The organism is Pengzhenrongella phosphoraccumulans (assembly GCF_045689905.1).
Lineage (GTDB): Bacteria > Actinomycetota > Actinomycetes > Actinomycetales > Cellulomonadaceae > Pengzhenrongella > Pengzhenrongella phosphoraccumulans.
On sequence record NZ_CP144210.1, the window covers coordinates 2121292 to 2139979 of the forward strand.

Genomic DNA, 18688 nt, shown 5'->3' on the forward strand with positions numbered 1-18688 from the left:
GCGTGGAGAATGTTGGGCCTCAATCTTTGGCGGCCGCATGTGAGAGGGACTTCTGTTGCGCGTGTCGACCCGGCCGCAGGACGTCGACGACTCGGTCGAAATGCGGGACCCGGCGCCCCTTCTGAGCGCGGAGCCGGTCGGCCAGCGCCTTTCCCTGGACTACTCCAACGCCGTCGACCGTCTGTCCGCCGTTCGCGACATCGCCCCACCAGACGATGACGGGCTGCACCCAAAGTCGCTGACCACAGCGCTTCTCGATCTGCTCGCTCAAGGCGGCGGCCTCGCCACGGGACCGCTTCAGGACCGAGGTGATGCTGAGGTAGATGTCGTCATCGTACTTGTGCCGTCCGACCAGTCGGCCGTCATCACCGGATTCAAGTCGGTACCCAGACCACTTGGAGTTGAGGCAGTAGACACCGGTTGGACCGAGCACGACGTGGTCGAAGTTCTTCGAACCGTTGGCGAGGTCGTGCAGCACGACCCAGCCCTCCTTCTCGAGAGCTCGCAACTGCTTGGCCGTCTCCTCCTCGCCGAATGCTCCTTCTTGCCAACTGGCGATCGAGACCGGCGGCGACTGGCGCATCGCTATCAATGTCGCAAATAACGCCCCTGCCATGGCAGGGGCTACCCAGGGCTGATCTCCCGGTGCAAGGTTCACGAGCCACGTGATGAAGGCTCCAGCGCACACCGAGAAGACGACCGCGAACAGCCAGACCTTTCGGTTGCGCCGCAGCCACGCCTTTCTTAGTGCGGTGTACTTGCGGCGAGCACGCGCCCCGGCGCGCCGTCGGTTGCGCCGTACTTCTACCCAGGAGCGTATTGAGTTGATCACACCAGCTCATCGGCGTACGGGCTCACCCAAATGAGCGATCGTCGGATTCTCCTGCGCCTACAGATTGGCTGGGACCAGAAGCTTCAGTCTCGGCGCGGCCGCTGGGCGACAAGACGCCTAAGGTCCTCGACGGACACCACCGGCTCCTTCTCGGCGCGGTTTACGACCCACTGCTCGACCCACGCGCCGCAGCGCACTCACCTTGAACTGCCCGCGCGCCTGGTGCGCGCCGGAGGCCTTTCACGGCCTCCGGCGCGCCAGTTCACGTCCTCCGGTCTGCGAGCGCCACCGATTCCCTAGGCGTCCACGTTCTGGCGGATCGCCGCGGTCGCATGGTCGGCGGCGAGCCACCCCGAGGTGAGGGCGAAACCGTTCGCCGAGCCGGGGATGGTCAGGATGTAGGACTCGCCGAACAGCCCGCCAGCATCGCAGCCCACGGAGTACAAGCCCTCGATCGGCTTGCCGTCGGCACCGATGACCTGCATGTTGTCGTTGATCTTGATGCCGCCCATGGTGACCATGATTCCCGGCTCCATCTTGATGGCGTAGAACGGGCCCTTCTCGACGGCCAGGAGGTACTTCGCCTTGTGGAACCGGGTGTCCTTGCCCGCGTGGCACAGGGCGTTGTAGTCGGCGATCTCCGCCGCGAGCACCGCGGGGTCGACGCCGATTTCCTTGGCGAGGTCTTCGATGGTGTCGCCCTTGAAGGCGGACAAGCCGGCCTCGACGTCGGATTCCAGCTCGGTCGGCAGGTTCACCAGCTTCTCGCCGGTGCGCACGTAGATGCCCAGGCCCACCTCGCAGCCGTCGTCGACCAGGTGGTCGATCTGGGCCTGGTCGATGACCGACCAGTAGAAGGAGCCGGGCAGGCCGGCGACGACGTCACCGGCGTTGCCGAAGTTCAGCCCGCAGATCTCGTTGGTGCACCGCCGGCCGTCGCGGTCGACCCAGAGGTAGGGCTGGAAGCCGGCGGTGTTCGTGTGGGAGGTGACGGTCTTGCCCCGCATCAGTGGCATGAGCAGCGTGGTCCCGATGGACTCGAAGGGCTGTGCGCCGATGTCGAACATCATGTTCAGGCCGTCGCCGGTGTTGCCGGGGTTGCCGATGTTGATGATCTGGTCGCCGCAGCCGAACTTCGTGAACTTGTTGAGCATCTCCGGGTTGCTGGCGTAGCCACCGGTGCCGACGACGACGGCCTTCGCGCCGATCCGCACGGCCTGTCCGTCGGCGTCTTCGGCGAGGACTCCGACGATCTTGCCGTCCTTCGTCAGCATCTGCTTGGCCGAGGTCTGCAGGAAGATCTCGACGCCCATGGAGCGGGCGCTCGCCTCGAGCAGGTCGATGACGTGCGCCACTTCGCCCTTCGGGATGTGCCAGGTGACGAGCTCGTCGGGCTGGTCGGGTGCCGTGGTGATGACCTCCTCGTAGACGGCGCCCTCGTTGCGCATCTTGACGATGGTCTTGTTCGCGTTGTCGACGAACTTTGACACGACGGAGGCGTCGGCCCGCCAGTGGCTGTAGTCGATGTAGCCCTGGAAGGCCTCGTCCTTGGAGACGTGGATGCCGCGCTTCTCCTGCTCGTCGGACTCGAATGCGGCGTGACCCTCGGCGAACGAGGAGCTGCCGCCCAGGGTCGGCATCTTCTCCAGCACGGCCACGGTGAGACCGTTGTGGCCGGCCTGGACGGCGCAGGACATGCCCGACCCGCCGCCCCCGACCACCACGAGGTCGTACTCGACGTCGAATTCCTCGGTCGATGCTTCGGTCATTTCTGGTTCTCCTGTTCGTTCCTGTTGGGGTGACGGCTGTGTCACTTGGTGCCCAGAGCGGCGATGAGGGCGGGGACGACGTCGTAGAGGTCGCCCACGATGCCGAAGTCGGCGGCACGGAAGATCGGCGCGTCCTTGTCGTTGTTGACCGCGACGACGACCTTCGCGTCGCGGATGCCCTCCATGTGCTGCGGTGCCCCCGAGATTCCGACGGCCACGTACAACCGGGGTGCGATGTGCTGCCCGGACCGGCCGACGTAGCGGTCCTTGCTGATCCAGCCCAGGTCGTCCGCCACGGGCATGGAGCAGCCGAGCTCGGCGCCCAGTGCGGCGGCGAGCTCCTCGATGAGCGGGAGGTCGGCCTTCGACTTCACGCCGCGACCGACCGAGACGACCCGGGCGGCGTCGCGCACGCCCGACGAGCCTCCGCTGGCCGGTTCGGTGCGGAGGAGGCGAAGGTCAGCGGCCGGTTGAGCGGCGGGGGCGGTCTCGATGGTGGCCGGCGAGCCCGGCGACGTCTCGACGTCCTCACCCGTGAAGATGACAGCGACGGGCGACGCGGTGGCGAGCGTCTCGATGACTGCGCCGCCGATCGCCGAGCGCTGCGCGACGACGAGGTCGCCGTCGGCCCTGAGATCGACGACTGCCGGCAGCACGACCGCGCCGAGCTGGGCGGCGGCCGCACCGAGCAGCACGCGGGCGGCCGGGGCCGCGCTGGAGATCAGGACCCGCGGTGCTGCCTGCCCGACCGTCGCTGCCAGCTGGGCGGCGTAGGCCTCCACGGGCGTCTGGGCAACGGGCTCGACCCAGACCAGCGTGTCCGGGCCGGCGATCGAGACGAGTTCCGCCAGCTCGCGAGAGCCCACCACCGCCGCCGTGACCGGCGCGCCCAGGCCCCGAGCGGCCGCGAGCATGGCGCCCACGAGCTTCGCGTCGGTCACGAGTACCCACGTGTCCACGCTCATAGCGACCGTTCTTCCGTGGTGCCGACCCGGCTCGAGGCGCGGTCTGCGGCGTTCACAGGGCACCGTCCGCGCGCAGGGCGCCGACCAGCTGCTGCGCCGCGAGGGTGGTGTCGCCCTCGAACACGCGAACCGGTTTCGTCGCGGGCAGGTGGGAGCCACGGTTCGACACCGAGTCGGCGACGGTGATCCCCAGATCCGCCAGGGTCAGCTTGGTGAGCGGGCGCTTGCGGGCCGCGAGAAGCTCCTTCATCCCGGGTGTGGCGTCCTCGGCGGACAGAGCGGCGACGCCCAGGACCGCCGGGGTGGCGAGCGACAGGATCTGGTGGTCGTCGCCGACCTTGCGGACGATCTCGAGGCGCCCGTCCCGCGCGGTGGCTGAGTCGATCCCGACCACGGCGGGCCAGCCCAGGAGGCCCGCGAGCGCGACGGGCACTCCGGGGTACTGCTCGCAGTCGCCGACGACGACGACGTCGACGTTGCCGATGGCGCGGACCCCTGCGGCCAGGATTGCCGCCGTCTGGGCGTTGTCGGCGAGATTCGGTGCGTCGGTGACCGACACGGACTGCTCGACTCCGCGGGCCAGCACCCAGCTGGCGTCCCCGTCACCGAGGGTCAGCCCGACCAGGTCGCCCCCGGTCGCGGCGGCGATGGCCTTGGCAGTGGACAACGCCGCGGGATCATCCTCGCCCGCGGTCATCTTCGCGCTGCGCCAGTCGACGGAGCCGTCTTCCCGCACCGCGGCGTGCGCGCCGTCCCGCGCCCACTTGTAGGCGATCACTGTCTTCATCGGTTGCCGGGACCCCTTTGTGCCGCTCGTACCCACGCCCGGTTACGGGTCGGCGGATTGCGCCGCTGTGGCTCTACGAACAGTCTGGTGATGGTCTGGTGCGCACCAACAGCACCCTTTGGATACACCGGGGTAGACCTTCGGATACCCCCACCTGGGGGAGGTCGTGCGGGGGAGTCGAGCCCTAGTCGAAGAGGCCCTCGCGCACGCTGTACACGGCCACCTGCACCCGGTTCTTCATGTGCAGCTTGGTCATGACCCGACCGAGATGCTTCTTCACCGTGGCCTCGCTGAGGTGTAGCTCCTGGGCGATCTCATCGTTGGACAGGCCGTCGATCAGGAGCCGCAGCACATCGCGCTCGCGGTGGGTCAGCTGTTCGACCCGGAGCGGCCCGCCGGGGGCGCGTGCGTCGCCCTGGTTCCCGAACTCGGCCAGCACCTTGGCCGCGATCGTGCTCGACAGCGCGGCCTCGCCCCGCATGACGGCGACCAGGTAGTCGTGCAGGCGGTCAGCCGGCTCGTCCTTGCTCAGATAGCCGTGCGCGCCGTTGCGCAGTGCTTCGAAGACGTCCTCGCCCAGGCTCGACATGGTGAGCATGACGACTCGGAGCTGCGGGTTCTCGAAGGTGATGGTGCGGGTTGCCGCAACCCCTCCCATGCCTGCCATCCGGACGTCCATGAGGATCAGGTCGGGCTGCAGTCGGCGCGCCGACGTGATGGCTTCGGCCCCGTCCGCGGCGCTCCCCACGACGTGGAAGTCGCTCCACCGGCTGATCAGCGAGGCCAGTCCGTCGCGGAAAAGGGCGTGGTCGTCGACGACCAGGACGCTCGTGCTTGCGGTCTCCACGTCAGGCCTTGGTGTCCGCGGGAATCGCCGCGATACGCGCGGCCACGTTCAGGGGTGCCTCAGCGACCACGAGCGTGCCGCCGAGCGGCCCGGGTTCGATCGACAGCGATCCGTCGATCTGCTGCATCCGCTCGAGCATGATGCGCAGGCCGAGTCGGGAGTCGGGGACGCTGTCGGGGTCGAACCCGCAGCCGTTGTCCTGGATCTCCAGGCGGATTCGCGTGTGCGCCGGCAGCAGGCGCACCGTGACCCCCGATGCGCGGGAGTGCATGTTCGCGTTGGAGAGCGCCTCTTGAAGCACCCGGACGAGCTGGGCCGCCACCGCCAGGGGAACCTTGTCGGCATCGCCCGGGCGAGGGCAGTCGAGCTCGACGGGGATGGCGAGCTGACGCTCGAAGTCGTCGACCTGGCGACGAATCCGCTCGACGAACGATCCGCCGATCAGCTCGCAGTCCGAGCGAAGTCCGAGCATCTGGTGCCGCAGGCTGCGCTTGAGTGCCGTCACGGTGTCGTCGAGCCGCCGGACGTCCTCCGTCAGGCGGTCGACGTTCGCCTCGGCGAGGTCGAGCTTCATCGCGCCCACGTGCAGGCCGAGGGTGGCGACCTGCTGCGACAGGTCGACATGGAGCTCATCGCTGAGCCGGCGGCGCTCCTCGAGGGCCCCCAGCTCGCGTTCGCGCGCGCCGACCTGCCAGCGGTACAGCGCATTGCCGAGGATTCGGCCGGCGGCGGCCAGGAACTCCTTCTTCGTCTGCGTGAGGACGAACTCGCCGTCGAAGCTCAGGACGACCGCGCCGAGGTGCTTGCCGTCGGCGTGAATGGAGACCACGACACCGGAGGTGCCGAACCACTTCTTGAAGTTGGGCGGGAGAACCGCCCACCCCTCGTGGTCGAGATGGTCGGCCGCCGAGACCGGCCACTCCCCGGGATTGATCCACGGTGAGCGCACGTGCTCGGAGGCCGGCATCGTCGCGAACTCGTCACCCAGGATGGCCCGCTGCTCGTCATCGGTCACCAGGTCGAGGCGGGTCCCGGTCTCGTCGAGCAGGAACGACGGCGCGAGCCTGGCGCCGATCGCGTCTTTGATGATCCGTACCGCCCGGAGATACGAGTCGGCGCGGTCGTGCGACCAGATCAGGGTGTCGTTGATGCGCACGAGCTCCGCGAGGTAGGAGCAGTTCTGTGCCATCCGCCAATCGTAGGTCGCTGATCGTGGCCGCAATTGGGCCTCGCCGGTGAGTGGCGGCCGCCCGCCCCGGCGAGTGGACCGGGATCGGGTGGCGGGCTCAGGACAGGTCGAGCCGCGCGAGCTCCCCGCGGGAGGAGACCCCGGTCTTGGCGAAGACGGGAGGGAGCGCGGCCAGGAGGCCGTTGAAGAGGTCGATGGCGTCGTTCACTGCAGCAGTCGTGATCTTCTCGGCCCGGTACTCCGATCCGGCACGGATGAAGCCGAGGTAGGTAGCGTCGTCGACGCGGGGGTGTGGCGCGCGGCCGTCATGGGCGGTCGCTGCTTTCAGTGAGGTCGATGGTGATCCGGGACCGCGGCGCGGCGCCGAATTCAGGGCGGTATTGCCCATTTCAGAAGGTCACAGGGTTCCCTGCCTATTCCTTGAGATTGCCTTGATGTTGGCGCGGCATAAATGACCCAACGCACCAACTATCCAAGGAGAAACCATCGTGGTTAAGGCCACCGAGATCGCCGCGAGGTTCATAGCCGCGTTCGTCGCTGTCTCTGCCCTCGCGGGCCTGACCGCCGGTCAGGCTGCTGCGGCCATCCCTGCCGCCGTTGCCCCGACCGGCTTCACCGTGACCAGGCAGGTTGCAGACGTCAACCTGCTCGACGTGAACTGGAAGGCCGTGGCCGGCGCCACCCGCTACACCGTGACAGTCTTCGACGGGGTCAACCAGTTCGCCTACGACGTGGCCGCCACCGCGACCACCTTCACCTTTACGGGCAACGGCAACTGCACCCGCTACCGCGTCAACGTCGCCTCGATCGACGCCGCTGGCACCCGCGCCGCCACCCCGGACACCATCGTCAACCCGCTCTCTCCCGGCGGGATCACCGGCCTGCAAATCGACCGCTCGGACGACGGCGGCACCGTCACCGCCGCCTGGACGCCGCCGGCCAGCGCCGCCAAAGCCACCAGCTACGCGGTGCTGTTCCGCTCCCTCGCCGACGGCACCGTGCTCGTCCAGCGCAACTCGCCGGACGCCGTCGAGGTTGTCAGCGGGCTGGAGCCCCTTCGCTCCTACGTGATGGAGATCGTGCCGACGAACCAGTACGGCTCCTGCGCCCCCTCCAAGGTGCTGGTGCGCGGCCCGCAGCCAGCCTCCCCGACGTCTCTGAAGGTGGTCCGCACCGAGAACGACGCGAACCTCGCCACCGTCACCTGGGTGGCCCCGGCGTGGACCGGCTACGGCCCCATCACCACAGTGCAGCTCGGCGTACGCAACCCGACCCAGGCCACCCCCACCTGGATCGACCTGCCGGCCGACGCCACCAGCGCCCAGGTATCGCTGCCCAACAGCAGCAAGTGGTCCGTGTGGGTGCGCGCCGTCAACGGCAACGTGATCGGCGAGATCTCCCAGGAGTACATGCTGGAGAAGCCCGGCGCCCCCGGCACGCCCGCGGTGGACCCCAAGGTCCACATCGACGAGGTCGGTGGCGTCATCACGGTCACCTTCGACAGCCCCGTCGGCTCCAGCATCGTCTACCCCGGAATGAACGTGTCGATCGCCGGCACCACCACCGACAACGGGTACAAGGAGTCGCAGAACGCCTACAACCGCGCCCAAACATTCATTTTCGACAAGGTCCCCTGCGGCGCCTTCACCGTTGTTGTCACCGGCTTCGGCCCAACTGGCTCGCAGGAATTCGGCCGCAAGATGATCAACCGCTGCGGCGTCGGCCTCGTGCCCGCCAACCAGTGGAAACTCATCTTCGGCCGCTCCACCATCGCCGGGAACGCCGTGGACAACACTTTCGGCAATGAAGCCCGCGTGATCTCTATCACGCCCCGTACCTCCCCCGACATGGTCTACTCCACCGAGGCCACCCTCGTGTCGGGCGGGGGATACGGCATCTGGACCCGGGCCTCGGTCTCCACCGGCGCCTCCGTCTCTGGCTACACCTTCCAGTACGACCCCGGCTACGCCGCCGTCCAGCCCGGCTTCGGCAAAGCCCTCCTGCTCCGCGTCTGGAGCAACGGCGCCGAGTGCGGCAACCCGATCGCCAAGGTGCAGTGGCCCGTCGGCCTCGAGGTCAACGCCACCCACCAGGTGACAGTCGTGACCAGGGGCGACACCCTCTTCGCCACCATCGACGGCATCAAGATGTTCGACGTCGCAAGCCTCAAGGGCGCCCTGGCGGACAGCAAGTGCAACATGCCCGAGCCCACCGGCTCGCAAGTCGGCTTCCGTACCTGGAGCGCCACCGGCAAAGCCACCTTCCGCAACACCACCATCAACTGAAATCAAGGCGCTTCTGTCAAAGGGCGTGGTGAAGCGACCTCCCGGGTGGATTCCGGGAGGTCGCTTGCGGCCTGACTTCGCGGCTCTTCACTGTGGATCTGGGGACCAGTTGGTCAGGCAAGCTCTACCTGGGCTCCGTGCCGGACCTGACCTCTCGGCGGATCGTCGGGTTCGCGATCGGCGAGCACCACGACACGGAGTTGGCGATCACGGCGTTGCCGGTGACTGTGGCGGTCCGCGGCGGTACCCAGGCCGTGACCGGGATGGTGCTCGGGGTCACCCAGTCGATGGGCCGCGTCGGTTCTGCTTTGGATGCTGGATCCGGGGTCAAACGGCTCTTCGAAGTTAGCCGGGCAGCGGGGTTTTCACGGCTGCCGCCCGTCGGTGCTGACGGGTGCATGCCCAGCGTATGCGGCGGCGTTGGTTGACCGGGTTTCTGAACCCGAAAGCGTCTCTTCCCACGTGTTTGGCCAGGCGGTTGTAGCCCTCCGACCGTGAATTCGAGTACCCCGTCTCGAGGCCCGCCAGCACGGCCGGCCACCACCGGTCGACGGTCGCGGCGAGTCGGTGGACCTCGGGTGCGCTCGACGCGGCGGCGTGCTCGTAGAACGTGGTCAGCCGCCGACAGATCACGGCCCGCTCGGGATGGGTCCCGGCCAGAGCGAGCAACGCACGAAGGTCCTCCTTGACGATGTAGGCGCCCAGGATCTCCACGCCCGCCTCGCCGGTGTCGAGCAGCGCGTTCCACATCGTGGCGAACTTCGCCGGACGCAGCCGCTCGTGTGCGGTGAGCAGCTGGCGCCGGACCTGCCAGGCCGGGTCGATCTTGCGGCCCCGACGCCCGGTGGCCTCCCGCACGGTGCGTTGACGGACCGCGGTCGTGGTGTCGTTGGCGAGCTGGACCAGGTGATACCTGTCGGCGACCTGGATGGCGCCCGGCAGGCCGTCGCGGGCACCCTTGGCGAACGACGCGGACAAGTCGATGGTCACGTGCGTGATCGCGGCCCGCCACGACGCCGGCTGAGCGAGCAACCACCCCGACACGCAGGCTGCTGAGCGGCCCTCGACCTGCGCGAGGAGCCCGCCGGTGCCGTCCGCGTCCACGAACCCGGTATGCCACCGGTCGCAGGCCAGCACCCACCGGCCGGTGTCGGGGTCGTGGGCCCAGACCGGTCTGCCACGTCGGGTCTCGTCGATGCCCAGTACCCGCACGAGGGGCAGGGGCTTCGCCAGGACCGGGTCGACGCGGGCGACGAACGCGTCGTGGACCGTGGACCACCCCACCTTGTAGAACTCCGCGGCCTCGGCCACGCACCGGTGCTGGACTGCGACCGCGTCGGCGAGCTCGGCCCGCAACCGCCGCGTCAGGCGCGCCCCGGGCCGCGCGGCGGGGACCTGTTCGGTGAACGAGCCCCGCGCGCACCGCTGGTCCACGCACCGCCACCGCTGCTTGTGCCACACCAGGCGCAGCGGCCTGGTCCCATACGGGATGTCCCGCGGCCTCGTGGTCACATGGCCCTTGAGTGCGGTGGAGAACTCCCCGCACGACGGGCACGCCGACGCCGCCAGGTCCGCCGTGACCACGTGCACGACCCGACCACCGCACCCGTCCGCCGTGATCTCCCGGACCGCCAACCCCTCCAGGTCCAACAACCGCGACACCCCCGAAACCACGACCGGAGGGACCCCCTGCACATGCGTACCCTGAACCAAGCCCGTGACCTCGCTCTATGACCATGTCCTGCTCGATACAGCCATGATCACCGAGGTCACGGGCCCACTACGTCCACGACCCACCCCACCGTTGCCCGGTTAACTTCGTAGAGCCGGTCAAACGCATGTTGGGGATGTCATGCGGGGAGTATTCGCAACGAGAGTCCCACCGGGGTGACCGTCTTGACGAGGGACGAGCAGGTCGTGGTCCCTGAGTCGGGCGGATTCGTCCTTCGCGACTACGGCTGCACGCCGGGTGACGTCACGGTTGAGGTCACTCCTGGTCCGGCGGTGGTGCTCCCAGGGCCGCTGTGCCGTAACTAAGGCCGAGAGCATTGACGCTGACTTCTGCGGCGGAGCACCATGAAGATCGATTGATCGTTCGTCCCGACCCGTTGTCCTGACCCGAGAGGAGCATCATGACCAGCCTGAAATGTCGCCTCGGTCGCCACAAGTGGGAGCATCGACGCAATCCGGAAGTGGCTGGGCGCGGGGCGGAGTTTGACCAGTGTCGGCGCTGCGGCAAGGAACGAAACGCCTTCGAACCGGGCAACCCCTCTATGAACGGTCCGTTGCCCGGGTGAAGCGACTCCGCCTTATACCTACCGCGCCGGAAGCATGGTTGACACCCTGGTTCGAGTCTGACGGCCGGGCTCAGTAGCGGCGGTAGGGGAGACGGCTCGGCGGGCGCTCACCACGGCGCCCAATCCCTTGGTGGCCTCTTGGGTGGGTCGCCACTTCGGGTCGGTAAATGGCCCGTAATGGCCCGCCGGAGGTCCGGTTTCTGGACTCGGCTCGCTGCGCGCCGCGGACCGGATTGGCGCGGTTCAGGGAGTGGCACTGCTCGCCAGGCGCGCTTCCATGACGGGAGGGAGCGCGGCCAGGAGGCCGTTGAGGATGTCGATGGCGTCATTCACCGCGGCGGCTGCCGCGCTGAACGTGGCGGCGTGATGGCCGGTGTCGCCCTTGGCGCGGACGCCGTAGGCCAGGGCGAGGCCCAGGCACACCTTGCGGCACCCGTCGTACGCGATCTGGAATGCGCCCTCGAGGTCCCCGATGCCGCGACCAGCGGCCGCGGTCAACGCGTGGTTCTGGGCCTGGTGGACCAGCTCGCGACAGGTGGTGGCATCGACGGGGACCTGTTCGAGGTGCCCCTCCATGACGAGCCGGCTCAAGGGGGTGTGGCGCGCGGGTGTCATGGGCGGTCGCTGCTCTCAGTGAGGTCGAGGGTGATCGACGGCTTGGCTTGAACGTTTTGGCCTCCGCTCGACCAGCCAGACTCGGTGTCGACCTCCAGATCCTCTCGCGCGGCTGGACGCCGACGCGCAGACCACCCAGTGCGTAGCGACAGGTAAGCAATGCTTCTTCCGCTCGATTTCCTGCTGTCGGCGTCCCACCGTGAAGACCGTAAAACGCCTAACGCCCATCAGCAACGAACCCCGTCGGTGGATCCAGGGTAGGGCGGCACACGCTGGACCTCCGCAGGCGGAGGTGCCCGCGATTAGATTCACGATCTGCCAAAGGGGGATCCACGTTCGCATCGCCTGGGCCTCGCTGAGGACAGATCGTCGGTGGCCGTCGGCGCTCAAGGCTCCTGGTGACCTCAAGTTGCGGATGCAGCTGGGTCTGTAACTCTCGTCCTGCTGGTAAGGCGAACGCTCTCCGCCCGATCTTGGAGGTTCATCTCATGATTCTCGTGACTGGTTCCACTGGAACCATCGGTCGGTCCCTCGTGCCCACCTTGCTCGACCACGGCGCGGCGGTCCGTCTTCTGGTGCGCGACGCAGACAAGGCGCGCGCCGTGTTCGGCGACCGGGCCGAGCTCGTGGCCGGCGACTTGCACGACGCCTCGGCGGTGACCGCCGCCGTCGACGGCGTCGAGAGCGTCTTCCTGAACTCGTCCTCGCTCAGCGGGTTCGTCGACCTGCAGCGGACCGTGATCGACGCGGCGGCCGCGGGCGGGGTGGGCCACCTCGTGCGGCTTTCGGTCGCCGGCGCGGCTCCCGACAGCGCACCGAGCTACGGGCGCGGCCACTTCGCCCTCGATGAGCACCTGAAGGCATCGACGCTCAGCTGGACGATCCTGCAGCCCAACGGCTTCATGCAGAACCTGCTCAGTAACGCTGAGACCATCAAGGCTGGCGCGATCTACGCCTCGGCCGGCGACGGGGCCGTCGCGATGATCGATGCGCGCGACATCGCCGACGTCGCCGCGGCCGTGCTCGTCGGCGAGAGGCACGTCGCCGAGGTGCTGGTCCTGACCGGCGGCGCGGCCGTGACTTACACCGACATCGCCGCCGCCCTTACCGCCGAGCTCGGCCACGACGTCCGCTACGTCGACGTCCCGCCGGAGGTCACGCGCGGCAACCTGCTGGGCTTCGGCCTACCGGCCGAGCAGGTCGACGACATCGTCGCGCTGTTCGCGATCTTCCGCGCCGGGTACGCCTCGACGGTCACGTCCGCGGTCCGCGACGTGCTCGGCCGGGAGCCCCGAACGCTCGCAACCTTCCTCCGCGACCACCGATCCGCCCTCACCGCCCCGGCCTAGCGTTGCTCGACCAGCGCCCAGCGGCGGGAAAGGGCGGCCGAGCAGTCCTACTCGATGCTCACGAGTCCGGGCCCTGTCGAACTCGAATGTCTGGATGATCAGGTCGCGCGCCGGTGGTTGGCGACCGCCACGCGGCGTCTGCTCGAGCCGGACGTTCCCGCGGGAACGTCCGTCCGCCGCCACGAAGAGGCCCGGCCGGCCAGCGTGTAGCGACAGCCAAGTAGCCCGCCAGGGGAGGCGGGGCCGTTCGACCGTTTCACTTCAAGGCGGTGGTACGGCGTCAACGGCACGGTGGGACCGGGACACCATCGATCGACCGAGCGGAAGGCACGACCATGACTGAGACCTGCACCCACCTCGACACGGTCGCCGAGGTCACGCCCTCCAGCGATGGCTGCGAGGACTGTCTGCGCACCGGCGGCCAGTGGGTGCACCTGCGGCTGTGCATGCGCTGCGGGCACGTCGGCTGCTGCGACAACTCCCCAAACCAGCACGCCACTGCCCACTGGCGCGAGCACGGCGATCACCCGCTGATCCGTTCCTACGAACCGGGCGAGAGCTGGTGGTGGTGCTACCCCGACGACGTGCTCTTCGAGATCGACGGCGCACCGCCGTCGCCATCGCACCCCTGAACCGGCGCATCACGCCGGCCGCGAACTGTCGGACTGCGGTTCCCGTGGTGGATTGGCACATGGCCAAGTTGCCGTGCTCGCGAAAGAAACGCGGGCGACCGTGGTTTCCGCTCAGGGGATCACAGTTGCCGCACGGTGACGGTGCTGGCATCGACGGGGATCGCGCACGTCCGCCCGAACCACTAGGCCTCCGTCGGAGTCGCCCGGCGTGTGGGTCTTAAGCCGACCGCGGTTCTCGTCGATGGGGAGACGCTTTGGTCCATCGCATGACGACCGTCAGGTAGCGCACGACCTGCCGGACACGTGCGGTCGGCTCAGCCAACAGAGCCAGTGCGCGCTCTTCGCCGAAGAACGGAACCCGGCCGACATCGCGCTCGACGGAGGCCTCGCCCTGGCCCACGCCTACCCTCGCAGAGACTTCCAGAAGACGATCTTGTCGTCGCCAGGGCCGTAGAACTCTCGGAGGAGAGCCTCCCGGTCGTACCCCGAACGCAGGTAGAAGCGCCGGGCCCCTTCATACTTCTGAGTGCTGGACGTCTCGACGATCAACACCCGGGCAATGCCGTCGCCCGCATCTCGCAGCGTCCGTTCAACCTCCCCAATCAGCGCGCTGCCGATGCCGGTGCCGTGCAGTCTCGGGATCACCGCCAAGAAGTACAGGTTCCACACCCGGTCTGCGAACGGCTCCGGTGCGAAGTACGCCGCACCGGTCAACCCGCCCGACTCATCCTGGGCAACGACACACTGGTGACCTTCGAGGGAACCATCCAGACAGCCCCGCAACATCTCATCGAACCCACTGAGATCCTCGGCTGCGAACATCCCGTTGATCACGGCGAGGTACTCGATCTCCTCGACGTCCCCGCCGGCAGCAGGGCGGAGGGTCAACAGAGCGGGCACTGGCTGGCCATCATCCATCTGCGCATACTCCCCGCTGGCCGCGCCGAAGGCCACCGCTTTCCCAGCCCCCTGACTTCCTGCCCGTAGTAGATCCCCAAGAGCAACGTCACGAGGACCCTCTCGCGATCGTTCGCGACAACAGGAAAGCGGTGTCCGTCCGACCTACCCAGCACTTCGCGCCAACTACCTGGCGGTCGTTGCTCTGATCGGGGAGTTGAACAATGCGTCCTCGGCTTGTTCGGGCCATGCGGTGCGCCAGGAGTTGAATGCGTCTGCGGGCAGTGGCCGCGAGAGGTGGTATCCCTGTGCGACGTCGCAGTCGTATGTGGTGAGGCGGGCGAGGATCGCGGGGTTTTCGACGCCCTCGGCGACGACCCGGAGCCCGAGGTTGTGGCCCAGTTCGATCACGCTTTGGACGATGAGGCTGTTGCGGGTGTCGCGGTCCATGGTCCGGACGTAGGACAGGTCGATCTTGAGTTCGGTGATCGGCAGGTTCTTCAGCTGGCCGAGGCTGGTGTACCCGGCGCCGAAGTCATCGATGGAGACTTCGATGCCTTGCGCGACGAGCCGGTGCAGCACGTCTTTCGCTCGGGTGGGATCGATCATGATCGCGCTCTCGGTGACTTCGAGCTTGAGCAGGTGTGCGGGCACGCCGTGCTCGGCGAGCAGGTCGGCGACTTTCTGGTCGAGGTGGTCGTCGAGGAGGTTGCGGGCGGACAGGTTGACCGCGACCTGCAGGGGCGCGCCGTTGTCGGCCCATCGGCGCGCCTGGCCAAGGGCGAGGTCAAGGACGTAGTGGGTCAGCGGTCCGATCAGTCCGGTGTTCTCGGCCATCGGGATGAAGTCTCCGGGTTGGAGAAGGCCCCGTTCGGGGTGCTGCCAGCGCACTAGTGCCTCGACGCCACTGATCGCACGGGTTCGAAGGTTGACCTTCGGCTGGTAGTGCAGGAGCAGTTCACCGATGCGCAGCGCCCGGCGCAGGTCACCGAGTAGGGCGAGCCGCTGGGGGGTGTGGGCGTCGATCTGGGGGTCGTAGGTAGACACGCGGAGGTTTCCCTCCTTGGCGGCGTACATCGCGATGTCGGCGTGCTGCAACAAGATCGTGGCATCGGCGCCGTGTTCGCCGGAGACCACCACGCCGATGCTGGCCTCCACATCGAGTTCGACCCCCTCTACGTTGAATGACCGGCGCAGCGCCCCTTGCAGCTTGTGCGCCACGGCCGTGGCGTCCTCGATCCCGGTGAGCTCGGGAAGCAGGACGGCGAATTCGTCGCCGCCGAGCCGTGCGATCGTGTCGGATTCGCGCAGGACCTCACCGAATCGCGATCCCACCTGGATGAGGAGTTGATCGCCGTAGTGGTGGCCCAGGGTGTCGTTGATCTCTTTGAATCGGTCGAGATCGATGAGTAGCAGCCCCACGACGTCTGGGCCGCGTCGTGCGGTGCGCAGTGCTTGCGCGAATCGGTCAGCGAGCAGTGCCCGGTTGGGCAGCCCGGTCAGCGGATCGTGCAGCGCCCGGTGTTCCAGTTCCTGCTGCAGAGCTTGCTGGTTGGTGATGTCGTGCCCGGTCAGCACGAGTCCGCCGATCGCAGGATGGCTGCTCATGTCCTGGATGGTGACCTCGAGCACCTGCCAGCCGTGGGCGTGCGGGTCCGCTGAGAACCGCAGCTCGACAGGTGTGGCGCCGTGGTCGTTCCGCGCGGAGCCAAGGGCGGCTGTCAGGGTCGCGCGATCGTCGGGATGCGTGCTCGTGAGCAGCTCCTGACCGTCCACCCGTGTCGTGTCTGCGCCGAGCAGGCGCTTCGCCGAAGGGCTCAGGTAGTGAACTGTTCCGTCGCGGTCGGCGACCACGACGATGTCGGTGGACTGGTCCACCAGCACCCGGTACCGCTCATCGCTGCGCCGCTCTTGCTGGCGGCGCACCTCTGCCAACCGGCGCCTGCCCTGGACAGCGGACGCGACCATGAACAGCGCCACGGCGAGTACCACGCCGACGTCGACCAACTGCTGGGCCCGGTCGGCCCCCGCGCGCACCTCGCTCAACTGATCCGACATCGCACCCTGCACGGCGGTGAACGCTGGATCGACCTCGGCGGCACGGTAGGCGCCAGCGTCGTCCGCACCGTGGTCAGCCAGACGCAGTTGCGCATCCACCGCGCTCGAGTAGTGCTGGAGCAGCTCGCCGAGCTGGAGCCGTTCTCGCAGCGACAGGGAGCCTGTTTCCGTGTTGGCGATCAGGGTCGCGACGCGCTCGCGCGACGTGGTCAGCTCCGCGCTGGCCGCGCCCGGGGTCCGCCGGCCCTCCAGGACCTGCCCCACCAGGCGATCTTGCGTGTGGAGCTCGACCACGGCGGTCTGCAGATTCAACTGGGCTGTCACCCCGTCCTCTCGTGCACGGGAGAAGTACAGGGTGCTCGCCACCCCCAGCGCGCAGATGACGACAGCGACCAGCACCAGCGAGCTGGCACTGCGCACGAGCACCAGCAAGCGGTCCGGGGCCGCGCGCACCAACCGGGAGGGGACCATGCCAGACCCATCGGCGACGCCGCCCCACAATGAAGCAAACGTCAACGTCAAACCCAAGATGATCAGATTTCACTGCCGGAACCATGGAATGCGTTTACGGTCCCGACGTTGCTGCCGTCGGTATTGTCACTACTTGTGCGAATTCTCGTGCCTGCCCGCCTCTTCTTGCCAGCTCATTGCGCTGACATTCTCGTGAAATGGGTCGATAGTCGTAGAGTGCCTGCCACGGATTCGTCAAATTTGCACGCGGCCCGTCCTGTCTTTCGCTGGGGCGACCTGTCGGTCCTTGCTGCCGATCGAGCCGTCGATGTCCCCCTCGACGCGCTCTTGCGCGATGGCGGGCTGCATAGCGTCTATCAGCCGTTCGTCGATCTGGACACCGGGTCCGTGCTCGCCCACGAGGCGCTGCTGCGCGGACCGGCCGGTACACCGTGGGAGTCGCCGATCGTGCTGCTCGGCAGTGCACGATCCAGTGGCCGCCTGGTTGACCTCGAGCGGGCATCGCTGCGCACCTCGATCGCGGACGCGTCGAGGATGTCGCTGGGGCGGCCCACGACGTTGTTCGTGAACGTCGAGCCCACCACGTTGACCGACAACCTCGAGGTGATCCTGGAAGAGGTCGCCAGCCGGTCAGCGAACGTCCAGGTGGTCGTGGAGATCACCGAGCGTGCCCTGGCGGTCGACCTCGCGGGGATCCTGGCCGGCGCCGAACGCCTACGCGCGGCTGGATGCGCGATCGCGTTGGACGACGTCGGTGTCGAGCCGGAGTCACTCGCGTTCATCCCCCTACTGCGGCCCGAGGTCGTCAAGCTCGACCTCGCCCTGCTGCGCTCGGTCAGCGACGTGGCCACGTTGACGGTGGCCGGTGCGGTGCGGGCCTACGCCGAAGAGTCCGGTGCTGAAGTGGTGGCCGAGGGGGTGGAGAGCGCCGCTGATCTGACCCGTGCCCGGGTTCTCGGGGCGACCCTTGGCCAGGGCTGGCTCTGGGGCCGCGGGAACCGCGAGATCGGTCCCACGACGTTCCGCCCCGAACGATTCACCCCACGACCCCTAGGCGCGGTGCTGCACTCAAGCCCGTGCCAGCTTCTCGAAAAGGTCCGACAGGTGCGGCGCGCACCCAAGAGCCTGCTCCTGCCGCTGTCGCTGTCGCTCGAACAGATGGCGTTGCAGGCGCGGGTCCCCCCGGTGCTGCTGGCCGGGTTCGAGCACGCGAAGTTCTTCACCCCTGCCACCGTCCGCCGGTACACCGAGCTCGCAGTGCGGCTGCCGTTCGTGTGCGCACTGGGCAGGGACATGCCCGCGGTGCCGGCCCCCGGCGTGCGCGGCGCAGCCCTGTCACCGCAGGATCCGCTGGCCACCGAGTGGACCGTTGTGGTGCTCGGCGCGCACAAAGCCGCAGCCCTGATCGCGCGGGACCTTGGCCATGACGGCGACGACGGCGACCGCGAGTTCGAGTTCGTCGTCAGCTACGACCGGACCCTGGTCACCGCAGCCGCGCACTCCCTCATCGGCCGCCTCGCACCCGCCACCGTGACTCCCCACCCCCTACCCATTCAACGCACCTCCTCTGCCAGCAAGACCCGGACTGCTCGGCGCGTGTGAACGACCGCTGATACTCGAGGAGTCCTTCATAGGACACCTCCGGAGGTGCCAGGAAGCTCGCTGGCAGGTTCACCAGCGGGAAGGGCCGGCGCT

General features: G+C 68.0%; 15 protein-coding genes. 4 read left to right on the forward strand and 11 right to left on the reverse strand.

Features of this window, described 5'->3' with window-relative positions; translation table 11 throughout:
* Positions 1-19: 19 nt before the first annotated feature.
* The 6 genes from VTA80_RS09795 to VTA80_RS09820 all read right to left on the reverse strand — a co-directional run bounded on the left by VTA80_RS09795 (position 20) and on the right by VTA80_RS09820 (position 6389).
* A complete protein-coding gene (locus VTA80_RS09795; protein ID WP_407345315.1) occupies positions 20-832 on the reverse strand; it encodes an NERD domain-containing protein in 813 nt (270 codons plus the stop codon).
* 296 nt (positions 833-1128) lie between these two features.
* The gene (locus VTA80_RS09800) at positions 1129-2601 is read right to left on the reverse strand and encodes an FAD-dependent oxidoreductase (RefSeq protein ID WP_407345316.1); all 1473 of its coding nucleotides are present in this window, start codon (positions 2599-2601) and stop codon (positions 1129-1131) included.
* A gap of 41 nt (positions 2602-2642) precedes the next feature.
* The gene (locus tag VTA80_RS09805) at positions 2643-3566 is read right to left on the reverse strand and encodes an electron transfer flavoprotein subunit alpha/FixB family protein (protein WP_407345317.1); all 924 of its coding nucleotides are present in this window, start codon (positions 3564-3566) and stop codon (positions 2643-2645) included.
* A 52-nt stretch (positions 3567-3618) separates the two neighbouring features.
* A complete protein-coding gene (locus tag VTA80_RS09810) occupies positions 3619-4353 on the reverse strand; it encodes an electron transfer flavoprotein subunit beta/FixA family protein (RefSeq protein ID WP_407345318.1) in 735 nt (244 codons plus the stop codon).
* A gap of 184 nt (positions 4354-4537) precedes the next feature.
* Positions 4538-5200, reverse strand: coding sequence for a response regulator (locus VTA80_RS09815; RefSeq protein ID WP_407345319.1), 663 nt, complete (start codon positions 5198-5200; stop codon positions 4538-4540).
* Position 5201: 1 nt separating this feature from the next.
* Complete coding sequence (locus VTA80_RS09820; RefSeq protein WP_407345320.1) at positions 5202-6389, reverse strand: sensor histidine kinase; 1188 nt, start codon at positions 6387-6389, stop codon at positions 5202-5204.
* Between the two features lie 488 nt (positions 6390-6877).
* Between VTA80_RS09820 and VTA80_RS09825 the strand changes: the two genes are divergently transcribed.
* Positions 6878-8674 (forward strand): hypothetical protein, encoded by a 1797-nt coding sequence (locus VTA80_RS09825; RefSeq protein ID WP_407345321.1) that lies wholly within the window; start codon positions 6878-6880, stop codon positions 8672-8674.
* 124 nt (positions 8675-8798) lie between these two features.
* Here VTA80_RS09825 and VTA80_RS09830 read toward each other — a convergent pair whose 3' ends face one another.
* From VTA80_RS09830 to VTA80_RS09840, 3 genes are all read right to left on the reverse strand, one after another.
* Positions 8799-8954, reverse strand: coding sequence for a hypothetical protein (locus VTA80_RS09830; RefSeq protein WP_407345322.1), 156 nt, complete (start codon positions 8952-8954; stop codon positions 8799-8801).
* A 65-nt stretch (positions 8955-9019) separates the two neighbouring features.
* Entirely contained in the window at positions 9020-10387 is a 1368-nt protein-coding gene (locus tag VTA80_RS09835; protein WP_407341623.1) for an ISL3 family transposase, read from the reverse strand.
* Between the two features lie 827 nt (positions 10388-11214).
* Positions 11215-11586: a hypothetical protein gene (locus tag VTA80_RS09840; RefSeq protein ID WP_407345323.1), complete on the reverse strand. Its 372-nt coding sequence runs from the start codon at positions 11584-11586 to the stop codon at positions 11215-11217.
* Between the two features lie 488 nt (positions 11587-12074).
* On the opposite strand from VTA80_RS09840, the gene VTA80_RS09845 reads away from it, so the two are divergent.
* Both VTA80_RS09845 and VTA80_RS09850 read left to right on the forward strand, forming a co-directional pair.
* Complete coding sequence (locus VTA80_RS09845; RefSeq protein WP_407345324.1) at positions 12075-12935, forward strand: SDR family oxidoreductase; 861 nt, start codon at positions 12075-12077, stop codon at positions 12933-12935.
* Positions 12936-13270: 335 nt separating this feature from the next.
* Entirely contained in the window at positions 13271-13567 is a 297-nt protein-coding gene (locus tag VTA80_RS09850; protein WP_407345325.1) for a UBP-type zinc finger domain-containing protein, read from the forward strand.
* Positions 13568-13969: 402 nt separating this feature from the next.
* Here VTA80_RS09850 and VTA80_RS09855 read toward each other — a convergent pair whose 3' ends face one another.
* Together VTA80_RS09855 and VTA80_RS09860 are read right to left on the reverse strand one after the other, a co-directional pair.
* A complete protein-coding gene (locus VTA80_RS09855; protein ID WP_407345326.1) occupies positions 13970-14485 on the reverse strand; it encodes a GNAT family N-acetyltransferase in 516 nt (171 codons plus the stop codon).
* Positions 14486-14650: 165 nt separating this feature from the next.
* Positions 14651-16993 carry a putative bifunctional diguanylate cyclase/phosphodiesterase gene (locus VTA80_RS09860; protein ID WP_407345327.1) on the reverse strand — a complete coding sequence of 781 codons (2343 nt, stop codon included), beginning with the start codon at positions 16991-16993 and terminating at the stop codon, positions 14651-14653.
* A gap of 216 nt (positions 16994-17209) precedes the next feature.
* On the opposite strand from VTA80_RS09860, the gene VTA80_RS09865 reads away from it, so the two are divergent.
* Positions 17210-18595: an EAL domain-containing protein gene (locus tag VTA80_RS09865; RefSeq protein ID WP_407345328.1), complete on the forward strand. Its 1386-nt coding sequence runs from the start codon at positions 17210-17212 to the stop codon at positions 18593-18595.
* Positions 18596-18688: the final 93 nt, after the last annotated feature.

Excerpts from the sequence above, each read along its gene's own strand:
- VTA80_RS09820 (WP_407345320.1), bottom strand. The coding sequence starts at position 6,389 with ATGGCACAGAACTGCTCCTACCTCGCGGAGCTCGTGCGCATCAACGAC.
- VTA80_RS09805 (WP_407345317.1), bottom strand. The coding sequence starts at position 3,566 with ATGAGCGTGGACACGTGGGTACTCGTGACCGACGCGAAGCTCGTGGGC.
- VTA80_RS09860 (WP_407345327.1), bottom strand. The coding sequence starts at position 16,993 with ATGGTCCCCTCCCGGTTGGTGCGCGCGGCCCCGGACCGCTTGCTGGTG.
- VTA80_RS09845 (WP_407345324.1), top strand. The coding sequence starts at position 12,075 with ATGATTCTCGTGACTGGTTCCACTGGAACCATCGGTCGGTCCCTCGTG.
- VTA80_RS09840 (WP_407345323.1), bottom strand. The coding sequence starts at position 11,586 with ATGACACCCGCGCGCCACACCCCCTTGAGCCGGCTCGTCATGGAGGGG.
- VTA80_RS09810 (WP_407345318.1), bottom strand. The coding sequence starts at position 4,353 with ATGAAGACAGTGATCGCCTACAAGTGGGCGCGGGACGGCGCGCACGCC.
- VTA80_RS09850 (WP_407345325.1), top strand. The coding sequence starts at position 13,271 with ATGACTGAGACCTGCACCCACCTCGACACGGTCGCCGAGGTCACGCCC.
- VTA80_RS09800 (WP_407345316.1), bottom strand. The coding sequence starts at position 2,601 with ATGACCGAAGCATCGACCGAGGAATTCGACGTCGAGTACGACCTCGTG.
- VTA80_RS09855 (WP_407345326.1), bottom strand. The coding sequence starts at position 14,485 with ATGGATGATGGCCAGCCAGTGCCCGCTCTGTTGACCCTCCGCCCTGCT.